The organism is Methylobacterium sp. CM6257, assembly GCF_054611515.1.
Map to the genome: position 1 here is coordinate 4751404 of NZ_CM137735.1, position 16434 is coordinate 4767837.

Below are 16434 nucleotides of genomic sequence, written 5' to 3' on the forward strand. Positions count from 1 at the left end.
AGATCGCCTCGACCCAGCGGCGACCCGCGAAGCCGTGGAGGCGATCGGCGCGATCCAGGGCACCATCCGCACGCTCAGCGAGGTGTCGGCCGCCATCGCGGCGGCGGTAGAGCAATCTGCGGTGACGCGGGAGATGTCCGGGAGCATGCAGACGGCGTCGCAGGCCGTCTCCGCCATCGCGGCCGGCATGGACACGATCGCGCAGGCGAGCGAGCGGGCCGACCGCGCGACGCGTCAGGTTCGTGAAGCCGCGCGGGCCCATAGGCTGAAGCGCCCTCGGGAGCCGGTATCAGAGCGGCTCGCCGTTCTCCTCGGGGGCGATCTCGTCGACGACGCGTCCCACGCGGGCGACCAGGGGGAAGCGGATCATGCAGCGCAGGCCGTCGGGTTCGAAGGCGAGATCGACGCGGGCGCCGAGTTCATAGCTCAGCATCTCTTCGAGAACCTGCATGCCGAAGCCCCGCCGGGTCGGGGCGGTCACGCCTGCCCCGCCCGATTCCTTCCAGATTAGCGTCAGCATGCCGGGATGGCTCGCGGTTTCTTCGACAAGCGACCACGACACGTCGACCCGGCCTTCGGCCAGGCCGAAGACCCCGTGCTCCACGGCGTTGCTGGAGAGTTCGTGGATCGCGAGGGTGACGAGCTGCGCCGATTTCGGCCGGAGCCGTATCGTCGGACCGGTGATCTCGGCCTGGTCGCCCTCCCGGATCAGATGGACCATCAACTCATCCGAGGTCAGCGTGTGCAGATTGACCTCACCGAAGGTGTCCGCCGTCACGCGGACCCGTGCAATGGCGTCGAGCCGTCCCTCCAGATGTGTCGCGTAGCTCTCGACGCTCTCGGCGCTCTCGGCTGACAAACGCAGCACAGCGCGGAGCATGGCCATCGTGTCGCGCAATCCATGGCGCAGCCCATCGGGCGCCCCCGCCTCGTCCAGGAGGCGTCGTAGCCGCGCATTGTCCGCTTCCAGTTGCGCGACACGGGCCGCCGTGTCGTGAGCCTCTGCCATGCCGGCCTTCTCCGCGCGAATAGCCATGAGGGTTCGTTCGGCTCAAGTGGTCGACAATCTGCCCACGCAAGCTTCACGCGTTCAACAAAGTCGGTCAACCGTGTTGACCGATCTGGGTCTCACTGTCACGCCTCCAACTTGGGCGGCGGCGCATCAGCGCGCCAACACCGGAGTGACTTGGGGACGCCAAGTCGCCGACATCGAGACTCGGCGCTGTCCACACCCTCACCGGCGCCGCCCTCCTCAGACGGAGCAATTGGACGAGGCCGAGGACAGGGTGCTCGCTGTTTACGTCCGCGCCATGGGGCGAGCCGCTATTCCAGGCACAAGAGGGATTTCATCAGAGGCTGTCACTATTCTGAGGCAGGACTTGCAGCGACAATGCCGTGAGACGGGCTGCTCCTGCAATTGCGGATAGCGACATGACCTCTGGATCGAATTCGCCCTGAACGCGTACCGCACTGGCCAGTGCCGGGGATGATTGGAAACATGCCCGCCGATGTTCGTCGCATTCAGCTTTCCCAAATTTGCTTGCAAGCGTCTTGAAAACTTGTCGCACCAGTCGTTCGGCACGATGAGCGATCGCGATGGTGGGCTTTACCGGTCGGCCTGCAGATCGGAGTCCCTGCCTCCATGGCGGCTCCCCGACAGCCGGAGCCGTCGGACCGCGATCACCATTCGCGCAGGGTGCTCGCGGCTGTATCCGCCTATGGGGAGGATGATGCAACCCCGGGGCGCCGCTCGGAGCGGACTCTGTTGAACAATAATGCAGTTATTTTTGCTCTTTACTTGGTAATATCTCCGAATAGCTGAATTATGACAACTACAATAAATTGTCTCTCAATGTTTCCAAAAATGAGAGCTGACCGAAGCCACGACATCGCCCAAATTGCCGGCTGTATCCAGAATGCCAAATGCAGGTCGCAGCGCGCGCCCCGGCTTCATCCTCACATCGCGACGCGGCCAAGTCTTCAACGATGGCCGCAACCGTTAGACTCGCACTTCTGCGCTCCTACACCTTCGCGATGTCGATTCTGATCCTGATCTTCGGGGTCCTAACGCTTTTCCGGAGTCCGACCGACATCTTCCCGAGCATCGGTATCCCGGTGATCAGCGTCGTCTGGCAACATACAAGCCTGCCACCCGAGGATACGTCGGGCCGCATCGTGTCGGTCGTCGAGCGCTCGCTGACCACCACCGTCAACGACATCGAACCCATCGAATCCCAGTCGGCGCCAACCGCGCCTACGCATACACGCTGCTGTCGCGGATCCGGCGGGTCGCGGGTATCGCCGACGCGCGGATCCAGGAGCAGTCGAGAAGTCCCGCCCTGAAGGTCGACTTCAACCGTGCGCTGGCCGGCATCGTCGGCCTCACCGAGGGCGATGCCGCCACCAGCATCGAGGCGAGCCTCTCGGGCAGCCGTCGCGAACGGGAGCGGCCAGAAGAGGCGCGGTGTTAGGGCGATTGACGGCCTCGCCTAGAGGGCTGTTCATGCCGCTGACGCCGGACCGCGGCCCGACCCTTGTCGGCCCTCGCCTTACCCAATCCCGAGCCCTCGCCTACCCGTGGCAGCAGGTGATTTGCGGGAGGTGCATGCGTGGCGGATCAAACCCTGCGGAAGGCCGGTCGGCTCAAGCGGCTCTGGCCGGGACGGGCCGCCACGCTCCCGCCGGCGCCGCGTCCGCCCAGAGCTGCCGATTGTCCCGAGCCGCTGCCGTCTCGCGGCCTCACCGCATCGGAGTTGATCGCGATGGCTCGCCAGGCCCGGTTGACGGCGATTGCGCGGGATCCATCGAATCCCCCTAACGTTTCCTGAGATCCGCCGCGCTCTGCCAGGAGGTTAGCCGTGGGGCTGCTCGCCTTCATCCTGTTCGTGTGCCCATGGATGGTCCTGGCCGGTCTGATGTGGCTGAAGGAACGGCAGACAAGACCGTTGTAAGTGGCTTCCGGCTTTCTCACGGGCCGGTAGTCGGGAACCCGGCTCTGATCCGATCGAGTCCGTCACGATGGGCGATGCGCTTTCTGCGTGTGGCCTCCCAAGACGTTCGGCGTGCGCTCGGCGTCGGAAAGCCGGCCACAGCAAACGAGGTCCTGCCACGAGGGCGCGGCGCGGGAACGATTTCCTGTTGCCCTGGCCATATTTGGGATTACATTCTCGCATGCCTGGGCTAACCTGACCGCGTTCCTACTTCAGGTCGGCCGATCAGGCGGACTGAGAATGTCGTGGTCGCCCCTTCTCATGAAGCTGCCAACGCGCGTCGCTCTGTCTTCGCCTCCTGTGAGCGCAAGGCGCATGGGCCCACGCCGATGCGCAAACCTGATGGGAACCGCCTCCGCCGGTGAATGGCTGGGCGCAACCTCGGCCAGCACGTCCCGGCAGCCAGTTCCGTCAATCATCCCGGCTCCGCCCTACACCATGACGACGAGGTCCAGATGACGACGACGCGACGCTCCGTTCTGGCTGGAGCGCTGGTGCTGGCGGCAAACGGAGCCCGGGCAGCATCGCCGCTTCGGATCGTGGCCTCCTCCGTGCCGCACGCGGAAATCCTGCACTTCGTCACGGCAAGACTCGCGCCGGGCTATCCGGTACAGGTCATAGAGATCAGCGGCGATGTGCGCCCGAACGCGCTCCTGCGCGACGGCGATGCAGATGCGAACTTCTTCCAGCATGTGCCCTACCTCCGCTCGGAGGAGGCGGAACTCGGGGTCCGCTTCGCCGTCGTCGCCGCCGTGCATATCGAGCCCCTCGGGATCTATTCGCACCGCGTCAGGACCGTGGTGGAGTTGCAGCCGGGTGCTACCGTCGCGCTGGCGAACGACGTCACCAACTTCAGCCGTGGGCTGAGGCTCCTCCAAGAGAACGGATTGATCCGCCTGCGCACGGGCGGTGACGGGGCCTTCGCAACGATCCGCGACATTGCCGAGAACCCGAAGAACCTTCGGATCGTCGAGGTAGCACGGCCGCAACTGCCCAGGACCCTCGACGACGTGGCGCTCGCCGTCATCAACGGCAACGACGCCCTGGAATTCGGGCTCGTCCCCGCGCGCGACGCGCTCGCTCTGGAGCGCGCCGAGGGCAACCCATACGCCAACGTCCTCGTCACCACCCAGCCGCTCGCCAACGACGAACGGATCCAGCGGCTCGCGTCTCTTTTGACCTCCGCCGAAGCCGCCCGCTTCATCCACGATCGTTACAAGGGATCCGTCATCCCGGTCCGGACGACGTGACGGAGCACGGGCGCGGGACCATGCCGCGGCGGGTTGGTTCAGGTCACCCTGATAGATGCTCACCTGCTCTGGTGTCCGATCCATAAGTGTCGCCGGAGAAAACGATGTCCCTTCATTGACATCCGGGAAGATTAATCTGCGACATTCAGACGGATCCATTCGGAATGTAGTTGCTTTGGCTGGCCTCGGGCCGGCCGCGAATCATGAGACCTTCAGCCGGCACGACGCAAAGCGGGGCAACTGGTCCCGATCGGGGAGCCACGAGTGGTCGACATTGTAGTGCCTTCGCCGGTTCGGAGACAGGCAGGCCCCATGATCCGCTTCGAACAGGTCTCGAAGCATTTCCCCGCGTGCCGGGGGGCTCAGCCGGTCGCCGCCCTCACGGGTGTCGACCTCACCGTTCCGGCAGGCTCCATCTACGGGATCATCGGCCGGTCGGGTGCCGGCAAGTCGACGCTGATCCGGCTCATCAACGGCCTGGAGCGTCCGAGCGCAGGCCGCGTCTTCGTCGGCGACGCCGAGGTGTCGAGCCTGTGCGAGCGGGACCTGCGAGCCGTCCGGGGCCGGGTCGGCATGATCTTCCAGCACTTCAATCTGCTTTCCTCGCGCAATGCGGCCGGCAATGTCGCTCTGCCGCTGGAACTTGCGGGGTGGAGGCGCGCTGCGATCCGCGACCGCGTCGCGGAGTTGCTCGCGCTCGTCGGCCTCGAGGCTCTGGCGGGCCGCTATCCGGCCGAACTCTCGGGTGGGCAGAAGCAGCGCGTCGGCATCGCCCGGGCGCTGGCGACCGGGCCGGGTGTGCTTCTCTCCGACGAGGCGACCTCCGCGCTCGATCCCGAGACCACGCGCGCGATCCTGGCGTTGCTCAAGCGGATCAACCGCACGTTCGGGCTCACCGTCATACTCATCACGCACGAGATGTCGCTGGTTCGGGCCATCGCGGAGCATGTGACGGTGATTGACCGGGGCGCGGTCGTGGAGAGCGGTCCGGTCTTCGACGTGTTCACCCGGCCGCAGACCGACATCACCCGCAGCCTGCTCGCCACGGAGATCGGGCTCGCCGTTCCGCCCGGCCTTGCCGCGCGGATCGATGTCGAGCCGCGCCCCGGCCGGGCGCCGGTGCTGCGCATCGCCTTCCGGGGACCTGGCGGTGACGGTGGGATCCTCGCACGGTTCGCCCGCGAGACCGGCATCGAGGCCACGATCCTGGCCGGGGCGGTGGACGAGATCGGTGACCTGCCCTTCGGTGCCCTCGCCGTCGCCCTGTCTCCCACGCCGGACGTGGTCGCTCGGGCACAGGCCTACCTCGCCCATGCCGGCATCGCGGCGCACCTGCTCGGCTACCTGATTCCGGCCCAGGAGGCGGCCCGTGTGGCCTGATTACGCCGGCCTGCTCGCCGGGGCCACACTCGACACCCTGACCATGGTGGCGCTCTCCGCCGGGATCGGGACATTGGTCGGCCTGCCGCTGGGCGTGTTCCTGGCGACGAGCCAGCGCGGCGAGCTCCTCGCGGCGCCGGCGCTCAACACGGTTACGGGACTCGTCGTCAACGCGACGCGCTCAACGCCTTTCATCATCTTGGTCGTGGCGATCATCCCGTTCACACGGCTCGTGGCGGGGACCTCGATCGGTACCTACGCCGCTACGGTGCCGCTCACCGTGGCGGCGGTGCCGTATATCGCGCGCCTGATCGAGACGGCGATCCGCGAGGTGGATCACGGGCTCGTCGAGGCAGCCCATGCCTTCGGAGCGAGCCCAGTGCAGATCATCGCCAAGGTGCTGATTCCCGAGGCGATGCCGGGGATCGTGCTGGGTCTGACGCTGGCCGTCGTCTCGCTCCTGGGATTCTCCGCAATGGCCGGTGTCGTCGGAGGCGGCGGGCTCGGCGATCTCGGGATCCGCTACGGCTACCAGCGCTTCCGGCCAGAAGTGATGCTTGCGGTCGTCGTCGTGCTTATCGTCCTGGTGCAGGCGGTGCAGACGGCGGGCGAGCGGCTCGCGCGTCGGGTCAACCGGCGCGTGCGCCGCTCCTGAAAGGCTCCTCCAGCGTGGCGCCGAGAACCGGAAAAACGTTCGAGACAGAGGAAACACGTCGCCGCCTGAGGCGCCGCCTCTGTGCGCTCTGCCATATCAGGCCGTATGTGCGATGCACTCCCGACCTTATGGGCAGACACATCATTCAGAAGTCATTTCACAATGGCTTCTTCTCGGCCGGACTGCGCCAGGACCCAACCTTCCAGCCTGCACGCGATCATGATCGACTCTGCGGTGATGCTTGTTTTGCATCTCGACCGGGATCGGGATGTTTTCGGTGTTCCGCATCGGCATGATCAACGATGTGAACCGTCCAGCGCCGGTGAGATCAAGGCGGTAACGAATCTGGGAACGATGAGGCAGCGGAGCCAGGAGCTGCGGGCCCACAACGTTCTGGCTCATAGCGCGCAGTCCGAGGAGAGCCGCCGGGCACCATCTCGGCCTCACCATCGAGACGGTGAGCCGGATGCTCACGCGTCTCGATCGCGAGAAGACCATCCTGATCGTGCCCGGCGGCGTGCGGCTGATCGATCCCGGCGGGCTCGAGCGGCGGGCGGCGAGCTGAGCCGCGGCCGATCAATGCGCCATCAGGCAGCAGATTGAGGCCGTCTCCAGAATGTGACGGGTCGCCCCGCCGAACGCCCATTCCCGCAGGCGCGAATGGCCGTAGGCGCCCATCACGATCAGGTCCGCGTCCTGCTTGCGGGCGAATCTGAGGATCTCGTCACCGTCGCTCGTCGTCGTGGTCAGAAGATGCGTGGTCGCGGAGGCGCCGTGGCGTGTCAGATGCGCGGCGACATCCTGCGCTCCTTCGAACCGGGCACCTTCGCCCGCGGTGACCACGGTGATCTGCTTGGCAGACTGGAGGAACGGGAGAGCCCCGGTGACAGCCCGGCGTGCCTCGGGCGTGTCCTTCCAGGCCACCACGATGCGGTCCCCACGCAGGCTCGAGATCGACGGCGGCACCACCAAGACCGGCCGGCCGGCCTCCATCAGGACGGGACCGGGTGCCATGCCGAGCGGACCAGGATCGAGATCGGTCGGACCGCCGCGTCCGATCACCAGCAGGTCGGCGGCGCGCCCCTGTTCCACGAAATAGGCGAAGGGCCGTGCGGTGGCACTGCGCCAGTCGGTCCTGGGTGCCTCGCCGGCGCAGCGCGCGAACACCGCATGCGCCCGCTCGAGCTCGTGCAAGATCTCATCCCTGGCGCGGTCGTATTGGGCCTGCGCGTCGCGGATGTCATGCGCGAAGAGCGGCGCCGGCACCTCCGCGGCTGCGGCGCCGGTCAGCGTCGCGTCGAAGCGGCGCGCGAGATCGGCTGCGAGCCGCACACGGTCCGGCGCGGTCTCCGCAAAGTCGAGAGATACCAGGATGTTGGCGTAGCTCATGGCGGCCTCCTCGGGGCCCGAGACCGGGACCGGCTGAGGCACTGTCGGTGACCGGGCGCCGCGCAGCCTTGATCCAGCGCAATGAGCTGGGCCGCCTGAGCCTCCGCGGGTCTGCGCTGCCAGGCTTTGAGTTGGATCAAGGAGCGTTCGTCGGGATCACGCCAGATCCTTCTGGTCCGTTTTCCGGAGACCCCGATGTCCGCCCTCGAACTGCCCAGCGCAGTCGACCTCGCGCGAGCCCAATTCGCGCTCACCGTCGTCTGGCACTTCCTGTTTCCGGCCTTCACCATCGGGCTGGCGAGCTATCTCGCGGTGCTCGAAGGCTTCTGGCTGCGCACTGGCAAGGCCGTCTACCTCGACACCTACCGCTACTGGCTCCGCATCTTCGCCGTCGCCTTCGCCATGGGCGTCGTGTCGGGCCTGGTCATGAGCTATCAGTTCGGCACCAACTGGTCGGCCTTCGCTGACCGGACGGCGCCGGTTCTCGGGCCATTGCTGGGCTACGAGGTGCTCACCGCCTTCTTCCTTGAGGCCGGCTTCCTCGGGGTCATGCTGTTCGGCCTCGAGCGCGTGGGCAAGCGGCTGCACTTCCTGGCGACCTGCCTGGTCGCCGGCGGCACCCTGGTCTCCGCGTTCTGGATCCTGTCGGCCAATTCCTGGATGCAGACGCCCGCTGGCCACGTCCTCGGGCCGGACGGCCGCTTCGCCCCGGCCGACTGGTGGGCGATCATCTTCAATCCATCCTTCCCATACCGCTTCGCTCATACGGTGACGGGCGCCTATCTCACCACCGCGATGATCGTCGGCGCGGTGGGTGGGTGGCATCTCCTGCGCGACCGCGGCAATCCCCGGGCACGGCTGATGTTCTCCATGGCGATGTGGATGGCGTCCGTCGTGGCGCCGGCCCAACTCGTGATCGGCGACCTGCACGGCGGCAATTCCTACGAACACCAGCCGGCTAAGGTCGCCGCCATGGAAGGTCATTTCGACACGGAGCGGCGCGCGCCCGCGATCCTGTTCGGCTGGCCGGACGCGGAGGCCGCTACGGTTCGCGATCGGGTCGGCATTCCAGGCCTCGCGAGCCTCTATCTCACCCATAGCGTCGACGGCGAGGTTCGCGGCCTCAAGGACATGCCGCGCGACACATGGCCGACGAACCTGCCGCTGGTCTTCTGGTCCTTCCGCGTGATGGTCGGCCTCGGCCTGCTGATGATCGCGCTAGGCGTCGCCTCGCTCTGGCTGCGCCGGCAGGGGCGGCTCTACGATACCCCCTGGCTGCATCGCTTCGCCGTCGCGATGGGGCCCTCGGGCCTGATCGCGGTCACCGCCGGATGGACCGTGACCGAGGCGGGTCGCCAGCCCTTCACGGTCTATGGGATGCTGCGGACCGCCGACAGCGTCGCGCCCATCGCCGCCCCCGCCGTGGCCGCCTCGCTGGCCGCCTTCGCGGTGGTCTACCTGGCGGTATTCGGCGCGGGCATCTGGTACCTGCTGCACCTGTTCAACCAAGTTCCGCATGCCCACGAGCCCGGGCCGCCCACGGACCTGCCGATCCGCACGGCCGGCATCACGCCGGCTCCCGCCCTCGTCGCCGGTGGCCAGACGAGCGGCCGGCCCATCGCGCAGCCTGCGGAGTAAGCCCGATGTCCCTCGATCTCACGCTCATCTGGGCGCTCCTCATTGCCACCGCGGTCTTCCTCTACGTGGTGATGGACGGTTTCGACCTCGGGGTGGGGATCCTGTTCCCCGCCGTCCGCGGCAAGGCGGAGCGCGACGTGATGGTCAACACGGTCGCGCCGGTCTGGGACGGCAACGAGACCTGGCTGATCCTCGGCGGTGGCGGCCTGTTCGCGGTCTTTCCCCTCGCCTACGCGACCATCCTGCCGGCCCTCTACATGCCGCTGATCCTGATGCTGCTGGCCCTGGTGTTCCGCGGCGTCGCCTTCGAGATGCGCTTCCGCGCACCGACGCCCTGGACTCAGCTCTGGTGGGATCGCTCTTTCTCGTGGGGCAGCTATGTCGCAGCCTTCTGCCAGGGGATCTGCCTCGGCGCCTACGTGCAGGGCATTCGCGTGAGCGAGCGCGCCTATGCGGGCGGCTGGTGGGACTGGCTCACGCCCTTCTCGCTCCTGACCGGCGCCGCCCTGGTGGCGGGCTACGGCCTGCTCGGCGCGTGCTGGCTGATCTGGAAGACCGACGGCGAACTCCAGCTCCGGGCCTACCAGCTGGCACGCCGGCTGGGTCTCGTGACGATCGCGGCCATCGTGGCGGTCTCCGCGGCCATGCCGATCCTGAGCGACGCGTTCCGGGCCCGGTGGCTGTCCTGGCCGAATCTGGCGCTCGCCGCGCCGGTGCCGATCCTTGTGGCGCTTCTGACCTGGCGCTTCTTCGTGGCGCTCGACCGGCGCGCCGAGGTGACGCCGTTCCTGTGCGCGCTGGGGCTGTTCCTGCTGTCCTATATCGGCCTCGGGATCAGCCTGTGGCCGATGATCGTCCCGCCGGCGGTGACGATCTGGGACGCCGCCACCCATCCGAGCAGCCAGGCCTTCCTGCTGGCGGGCGCGGTGGTGCTGGTGCCGATGGTGCTGGTCTACACGGCCTACGTCTACTGGCTGTTCCGCGGCAAGGTCGCGGCGGGCGCCCCCGGTTACCACTAGGAGGCCGGGCGATGACCAGAGTAACCGCCGTGACGTCCCTGCGTCGCCTGGGCTGGTTCGTCGCCCTGTGGGCCGGCGGCGTCGCCGGCCTCACCGCCATCGCGCTGCCGCTGCGCTGGCTGCTGAAGACGGTGTGAGACCGGGTTCGAGAAGCCGGACGCCGCGCCGCCCTCGGGCGACGCGGCCCCGTCCCTCACCGCATCACGAACGGGTTCTCCGGAGCCTCGCGGCTGGTCGAGATCCAGACGCTCTTGGTCTCCAGGAACTCGCGGATCGACTCGATGCCGCTCTCGCGGCCGATGCCGGAGCGCTTCATGCCGCCGAACGGCATCATGTAGCTGACGGCCCGGTAGGTGTTCACCCAGACCGTGCCGGCCCGCAGCCCCTTCGACATCCGCATCGCGCGGCCGATATCCTGGGTCCAGACGCCGGCGGCGAGCCCATAGATCACGTCGTTGCCGACCTTCAGCGCCTCGGCCTCGTCCTCGAAGCCGATGATCGACAGGACCGGGCCGAACACCTCCTCCTGGGCGATGCGCATGTCATTGGTGACGCCGGTGAAAATCGTCGGCTCGACGAACTGGCCGCCGATCACGCCGGGTCCGGAGGCGGGATTGCCGCCGAACACGCAGCGTGCACCCTCGCTCTTGGCCAGCGCGATGTAGTCGAGCACTTTCGTGTATTGGGGCGGCGTGGTGATCGGCCCGATATTGGTGTCGGCCTGCATCGGGTCGCCGAGCTTGGCGGTGCGGGCGAGTTCGACCAGCCGCTCGGTGAATTCCTGGCGGATGCTGTTCTGCACGAGGAGACGGGAGCCGGCGATGCAGGTCTGCCCGGTCGCCGCGAAGATGCCCGAGATCGCGCCCGCGGCGGCGGCCTTCAGGTCGGCATCGGCGAAGACGATGTTGGGGGACTTGCCGCCGAGCTCCAGGGATACGCGCTTGATCTGGCGCGCAGCCGCCTCGTAGACCTTCGCGCCCGTGACGTCAGACCCCGTGAAGGTGATCTTGGCGACATCCGGATGCTCGACGATGGCGGTGCCCGCCTCGCCGCCGAAGCCGGTCACGACGTTGAACATCCCGTCCGGGAGCCCGGCTTCCTTGGTCAGGCGGGCGAATTCGAGCGTGCTGGCTGAGGCGAACTCGGAAGGCTTGATCACGACCGCGCAGCCGGCCGCGAGCGCGGGCGCGCATTTCCAGGCCACGAACAGCAGGGGCGAGTTCCAGGCGGTCAGCGCCCCAACCACGCCCACCGGCTCGTGCCGAGTGAACGCGAAGGTCTCCGGCTTGTCGATCGGCACCTGGGCGCCCTCGACCTTGTCGGCCAGCCCCGCGAAATACCACCACCATTCGGGCTGGTAGCGGGTCTGGCCGTACATCTCGGCGAAGAGCTTACCGTTGTCACGGACCTCGACCTCCGCCAGAGCCTTCGCCTCGCGCTCCACCAAGTCGCCGATCCGCCGCAACACCTTGCCGCGCGCCGAGGCCGTCATGGTGGCCCAGGGCCCCTCCCACATAGCGCGCCTGGCGGCGGCCACCGCCCGATCGACGTCGGCCCGCGAAGCCCGGGGAATCCGAGCCCAGGGCTCACCCCGGTAGGGATCGACCGATTCGAACCAAGCGCCTTCGGTCGGATCGACGTACTCGCCGTCGATGTAGAGCTGGTAGGTCTTCACGGCACGCACCTCCGAGACAGGATGCGCGCCATATGGACCAGCGGGCGGGTGGCGGCGAGCCTCTGCCGCTCAGGCGTTGGCGCTGAGGCGCTTGATGTCGGCGTCGACCATCTCGGTGATCAGCGCCTCGAGGCTGGTCTGCGCCTCCCAGCCGAAGGTCGCCTTGGCCTTGGCGGGGTTGCCCAGCAGCACCTCCACCTCCGCCGGACGGAACAGGGCCGGGTCGATGACCAGATGATCGTCGATGTTCAGGCCCACATGCTTGAACGCGATCGCGCACATGCCCCGCACCGTCGTGGTCCGCCCGGTGGCGATCACGTAGTCGTCCGGCCGGTCCTGCTGCAGCATCAGCCACATCGCCTGCACGTAGTCCCGGGCATGGCCCCAGTCGCGCTTGGCGTCGATGTTGCCCAGCCGCAGCTCCTTCTGCTTGCCCAGCTTGATCCGCGCCACCGCGTCCGTGACCTTGCGGGTGACGAACTCCACACCCCGCAGCGGGCTCTCGTGGTTGAACAGGATGCCGTTCGAGGCGTGCAGACCGAAGCTCTCGCGGTAGTTGATGGTCATCCAGTGCGCGTAGAGCTTGGCCACGCCGTAGGGCGAGCGCGGGTAGAACGGCGTCGACTCGCTCTGGCGCTCCTCCTGGATCAGCCCGAACATCTCCGAGGTCGAGGCCTGATAGTAGCGCGCGTGCGGCGCCACCGAGCGCAGGCACTCCAGCATGTGCACGGCGCCCAGGCCCGTGACCTGCCCGGTCAGCAGCGGCTGCTGCCAGGAGGAGGTGACGAACGATTGGGCGGCGAGATTGTAGATCTCGTCGGGCTTGGCGGCCTGGACGATGCGCATCAGCGCCGAGAGGTCGAGCAGGTTGCCGTCGACCAGCTCGACGTCGTCGAGGATGCCGAGCCACTTCAGCCGGTGGTCGAACACGCCGGCATGGCTGGAGCGGCGCACGATCCCGGTGACCGCGTAGCCCTTCTCCAGGAGCAGCTGCGCCAGATACGCCCCGTCCTGGCCCGTCACACCCGTGATCAGCGCTCGCTTGGCCGTCATGAACCCGTCCCGTCCCGAAGATGCCCGGCTGCTACGACCCCGGCGGCATCCGCGTCAAGGCGAGGGTCCGACATCAATATTGTGCGAAGCTGCACACCGTAGCGGCGTGCCGGATGCGGGCAACGGGCGAATAAAGACGCCGCCCGGGCGAACTTTCGCAAGTTCGATCCCTTGCGCCTACCGCCTGGTCAGCCAATCGGTGACTCCCGCGAGGGATCGGAATTCTTCCAGCGCATGGACCCGCGCCTCTGGGAGCGCGTTGCGGGCCATGGTGGCCAGGGCGTGGCCAGGCCCCAGTTCCAGGACGCGATCGGCCCCATACTCACGGCAGGCCTCCAGACATGCCGCCCAGTCGATGGTGTGCGAGATCTGGCGTGCGAGCTTTTCGAGCCCTTCCTCCACGCGGAAGACGGCTGCGCCGTCGAGGCCGCTGACGAGGCGCGGCGCTCCGGGCGGGGGACGGCATGGGGTCGTCGTGCCGAGCGTCGCACGGAATGCCTGTGTGGAGGCCGCCAGTAGCGGCGTGTGGGACGGCGTGTGGACCGGCAGGACGACCGCTCGCTGCGCCCCGGACGCACTCGCCTCGCGGCATAGTGCGTCGAGGGCGTCGCGCCGCCCGCCGACCACGCCGCTATCTGCGGCGTTGCGGATGGCGAGGTGACACCCGTGCCGCTCCGCGAGGGGACCGAGACTTTCGAGCCTCAGGCCGCGGATCCCGGCCAGACCGAAACCTGCACCGGAGGCGGCATCCATCGCCTCGGCGCGTCGGGCGGCGAGCCTCAGCACGGTCTCTGTATCGAAGCGGCCGGCGACGCCCCAGGCCGCGAGGTCCCCGATGCTGTAGCCGGCCACAATGGCTCGCGCCGACCGTGCCGGCCCGAGCGCGCGCCAGCCGGCGAGCGCGGCAACACAGCAGAGGATCTGACCGGAACGATTGGCGTGCAGCGCTTCGCCGCCGCTTCGGGCGAGATCGCGCGGGTCTGCGCCGCCGAGGAGCGGCCTCGCGGCCGCGAAGACCTCCTGAGCCTCCGGATGTTCGGCCGTAAGGTCGAACATGGCCGGGTGCTGACCGCCCTGACCGGACAGGAGGATCGCGAGCGTCATCCGATGACCCTAGCTCGGAGAGGATCGACGGGGCGCAGGACGAGGCCATCCAGGCTCTTGACCAGCACTGACCCGCCATCCGGCGCATCGCGCAATTCGCGCCAGTGCAGGCCGGCGCCGTCCGACAGCAGGATCTCTCCGTCGATGCCCATCGGCGCCGCCTCCGCGATGGCGGCGATGCCATCAAGCAGGCCGGAAGGCACTGTCTCACCGCAAGGCCAGAGCAGGTCGAGATCGGAGCTCGTGCTCAGGTAAGTCAGGCCGGTCACGGCCTGCCACAGCAACCCGCCGAACGGCCGCGGTGCGCTGCCGTGGGAACGCCCGAGCGCTACCAGCGCATCGAGGGTCGAACCCCATAGTACCGGCGCCAGCTTGGCGACCGCAGCGAGGGTCACCTCGGTCACGGGCGAGAGCGCCGCTGCCGGCAGGGCCAATCCGATCCGCCGCTTCCCGTCGGCGGGCGGCAAGGGCAGACCGAGCGACACATCCGAGGCGGACTCGCCCGGCACACGGCGGCGGACGATGAGCGGCCGTCCCGCCTCGGCCCATCCGGCGACGTGGGGAACGCCGTCGAGATCGGCCCGGGTCTTGAGCCACGTTGCCCAGGCCGCAGGATCGGCGCGGACGAGATCGTGGCGCGTGTAGCGTTCAGGCAAGGCGGGCCTGACCGGCCACCGCCTCGGCCACGGCCCGCGCCACAGGACGGCCGCCGCGCTCCTCGCCGAGACGGTCCCGCACGTCACCGGGCTGCAGATCCGCGATGAGGTCGCGGATCTGGCTGTCCAGCGGCTTGTCCGGATCGAGGACCACATGGACCGCGCCGGTCGCTACCATGTTGTCGATGCCCGGCGCGAAGACGGGTGTCGATTTCGCCATGTCCTGGAGCTTCTCCAGGGGCAGCTTGGTGACACGGGCGACCGAGGGGAGGTCCATTACGCTCGGATTGGCGCCGGGCAGCGCCGCCAGGACCCGCGTGGCAAGCGCCGTGGCGATGAAGGCACCGGCGGCCGAATGGCCGTAGATCAGCCCGATCGTCGGATGCCCAGAACGGTCCGCGAGGAGCAGTGTCTTGGCGAGATGCGCCAAGCATTCGTTCAAGCCCAGAAGCTCGTCCCGACGGCTCATGCGCTGGCTGTCCGAATCGACCGCCACCAGGATCGGTGCCCGGTCGCCCGCCCGGACCGCGTCGAGCACGGCACGCGACAGCGTCAGCGCCCCGTCGACTCCGAGCGGCGTATCGCCGTCAACACCCACGACGCGGATCTGGCCGCCCGCGAAGGGGCCGCTCCCGGTCACCAGTCCGTCGCGGACCGAGACGGCATGCCCCTTCGGAAACAAGGAAGCGAGAATCTCAGCGAGCGTCATGGTCGGCCTCCCTGACCCGGGCCACGGTGTCGTCGAAGGCGTCGATGTCCATCGCCGGAACCGACTCGGGATCGTTCACGCCGAGGCGCGCCCAGACATCGGTGGCATCGCGGCAATCGCCGAACCGCGCGATCCGGGCTTCGAGCCGCGCCTGCTCGGCCTCGAGGGCGTCGAGGTCGAAGGCCGGTGCCCGGCCGATCAGGTCGAGGGCGGCCCTCCGGAACGCCGCGACGGTGTCGGCGCAGAACGCATCGGCGCCACCGGTGAGCCGGCGGTGCTTGCCGCCCATCGTGCGCCAGACGAGCGCCCGGTCCCGGGAATCGAATTCCTCTGCGCCCTTGTTGGTCTCGATGACCTCGGGGCCGGACACCGAGATGCGACCGCCCTCCGATACCGCGAGCCGCGAGCACGTGGCGGCGATGAGGCCGCCACCGCCGTAGCAGCCGGCCCGGCCGCCGATCAGCCCGATCACCGGAATCCCGGCCGCGCGAACGTCCACGATGGCCCGCATGGTCTCGGCGATGGCCGTCTCGCCAGCATTGGCCTCCTGCAGACGGACGCCGCCAGTGTCGAACAGGATCAGCACCGCCTTCGGCTTCAGCTCCAAGGCAGCCCGGAGCAGGCCGACCAGCTTGCCCCCGTGCACCTCGCCGAAGGCGCCACCCATGAAGCGGCCCTCCTGGGCGGCGATCAGGACAGGGCTGCCGTCGAGGGTCGCGCGGCCGACCACGATGCCGTCATCGAAGGCGCGGGGCAGATCGAAGAGCGGCAGGTGGGGGCTCATGCACCGCTCGGTCGGGCCGAGGAATTCCCGGAAGCTTCCCGGATCCGTCAGCGCCACGGCGCGCTGGCGGGCCGTTGCCTCGTACCAGCTCAGCGCATCCGGATCGACGCTCGCAGGGCGGTCCCCAGCCAT

Annotated in this window: 15 protein-coding genes and 1 pseudogene; 8 read left to right on the forward strand and 8 right to left on the reverse strand. The window is 68.1% G+C overall.

What is annotated here, in order from left to right; all coding sequences use genetic code 11:
• Positions 1-289: 289 nt before the first annotated feature.
• Positions 290-1009, reverse strand: a complete 720-nt coding sequence (locus ACYCO6_RS23050; protein ID WP_459763645.1) for an HWE histidine kinase domain-containing protein — start codon at positions 1007-1009, stop codon at positions 290-292.
• Positions 1010-1923: 914 nt separating this feature from the next.
• Here ACYCO6_RS23050 and ACYCO6_RS23055 point away from each other — a divergent pair.
• The 5 genes and pseudogenes from ACYCO6_RS23055 to ACYCO6_RS23075 form a co-directional block, all read left to right on the forward strand.
• Complete coding sequence (locus tag ACYCO6_RS23055; RefSeq protein ID WP_459763647.1) at positions 1924-2343, forward strand: efflux RND transporter permease subunit; 420 nt, start codon at positions 1924-1926, stop codon at positions 2341-2343.
• 1102 nt (positions 2344-3445) lie between these two features.
• Positions 3446-4240, forward strand: coding sequence for a MetQ/NlpA family ABC transporter substrate-binding protein (locus ACYCO6_RS23060; RefSeq protein ID WP_459763649.1), 795 nt, complete (start codon positions 3446-3448; stop codon positions 4238-4240).
• A gap of 312 nt (positions 4241-4552) precedes the next feature.
• On the forward strand, positions 4553-5620 hold the full coding sequence (locus ACYCO6_RS23065; RefSeq protein WP_459763651.1) for a methionine ABC transporter ATP-binding protein: 1068 nt from the start codon (positions 4553-4555) through the stop codon (positions 5618-5620).
• Positions 5610-6275, forward strand: a complete 666-nt coding sequence (locus tag ACYCO6_RS23070) for a methionine ABC transporter permease (protein WP_459763653.1) — start codon at positions 5610-5612, stop codon at positions 6273-6275. The genes ACYCO6_RS23065 and ACYCO6_RS23070 overlap by 11 nt, the downstream gene beginning before the upstream one ends.
• A gap of 430 nt (positions 6276-6705) precedes the next feature.
• Positions 6706-6840: pseudogene (locus ACYCO6_RS23075) on the forward strand (helix-turn-helix domain-containing protein); the annotation flags it as partial.
• 11 nt (positions 6841-6851) lie between these two features.
• Here the strand turns inward: ACYCO6_RS23075 and ACYCO6_RS23080 are convergent.
• Entirely contained in the window at positions 6852-7664 is an 813-nt protein-coding gene (locus tag ACYCO6_RS23080) for a universal stress protein (RefSeq protein WP_459763655.1), read from the reverse strand.
• A gap of 195 nt (positions 7665-7859) precedes the next feature.
• Between ACYCO6_RS23080 and ACYCO6_RS23085 the strand changes: the two genes are divergently transcribed.
• From ACYCO6_RS23085 to ACYCO6_RS23095, 3 genes are read left to right on the forward strand one after another with little or no spacing between them, the layout of a single operon-like run.
• A complete protein-coding gene (locus ACYCO6_RS23085; RefSeq protein WP_459763657.1) occupies positions 7860-9302 on the forward strand; it encodes a cytochrome ubiquinol oxidase subunit I in 1443 nt (480 codons plus the stop codon).
• Positions 9303-9307: 5 nt separating this feature from the next.
• A complete protein-coding gene (cydB, locus tag ACYCO6_RS23090; RefSeq protein ID WP_459763659.1) occupies positions 9308-10321 on the forward strand; it encodes a cytochrome d ubiquinol oxidase subunit II in 1014 nt (337 codons plus the stop codon).
• 11 nt (positions 10322-10332) lie between these two features.
• Complete coding sequence (locus ACYCO6_RS23095; protein ID WP_459763661.1) at positions 10333-10458, forward strand: DUF2474 family protein; 126 nt, start codon at positions 10333-10335, stop codon at positions 10456-10458.
• A gap of 56 nt (positions 10459-10514) precedes the next feature.
• On the opposite strand, the gene ACYCO6_RS23100 is transcribed toward ACYCO6_RS23095, so the two are convergent.
• From ACYCO6_RS23100 to ACYCO6_RS23125, 6 genes are all read right to left on the reverse strand, one after another.
• Entirely contained in the window at positions 10515-11996 is a 1482-nt protein-coding gene (locus ACYCO6_RS23100; RefSeq protein WP_459763663.1) for an aldehyde dehydrogenase, read from the reverse strand.
• 69 nt (positions 11997-12065) lie between these two features.
• A complete protein-coding gene (gmd, locus tag ACYCO6_RS23105) occupies positions 12066-13049 on the reverse strand; it encodes a GDP-mannose 4,6-dehydratase (protein ID WP_459763665.1) in 984 nt (327 codons plus the stop codon).
• Positions 13050-13226: 177 nt separating this feature from the next.
• The gene (locus tag ACYCO6_RS23110) at positions 13227-14153 is read right to left on the reverse strand and encodes an acyltransferase domain-containing protein (protein WP_459763667.1); all 927 of its coding nucleotides are present in this window, start codon (positions 14151-14153) and stop codon (positions 13227-13229) included.
• On the reverse strand, positions 14150-14809 hold the full coding sequence (mdcG, locus tag ACYCO6_RS23115) for a malonate decarboxylase holo-[acyl-carrier-protein] synthase (RefSeq protein ID WP_459763670.1): 660 nt from the start codon (positions 14807-14809) through the stop codon (positions 14150-14152). Before mdcG ends, ACYCO6_RS23110 begins: the two co-directional genes overlap by 4 nt.
• Entirely contained in the window at positions 14802-15518 is a 717-nt protein-coding gene (gene mdcE / locus ACYCO6_RS23120) for a biotin-independent malonate decarboxylase subunit gamma (protein WP_459763672.1), read from the reverse strand. Before mdcE ends, mdcG begins: the two co-directional genes overlap by 8 nt.
• A complete protein-coding gene (locus ACYCO6_RS23125; protein ID WP_459763674.1) occupies positions 15505-16434 on the reverse strand; it encodes a biotin-independent malonate decarboxylase subunit beta in 930 nt (309 codons plus the stop codon). Before ACYCO6_RS23125 ends, mdcE begins: the two co-directional genes overlap by 14 nt.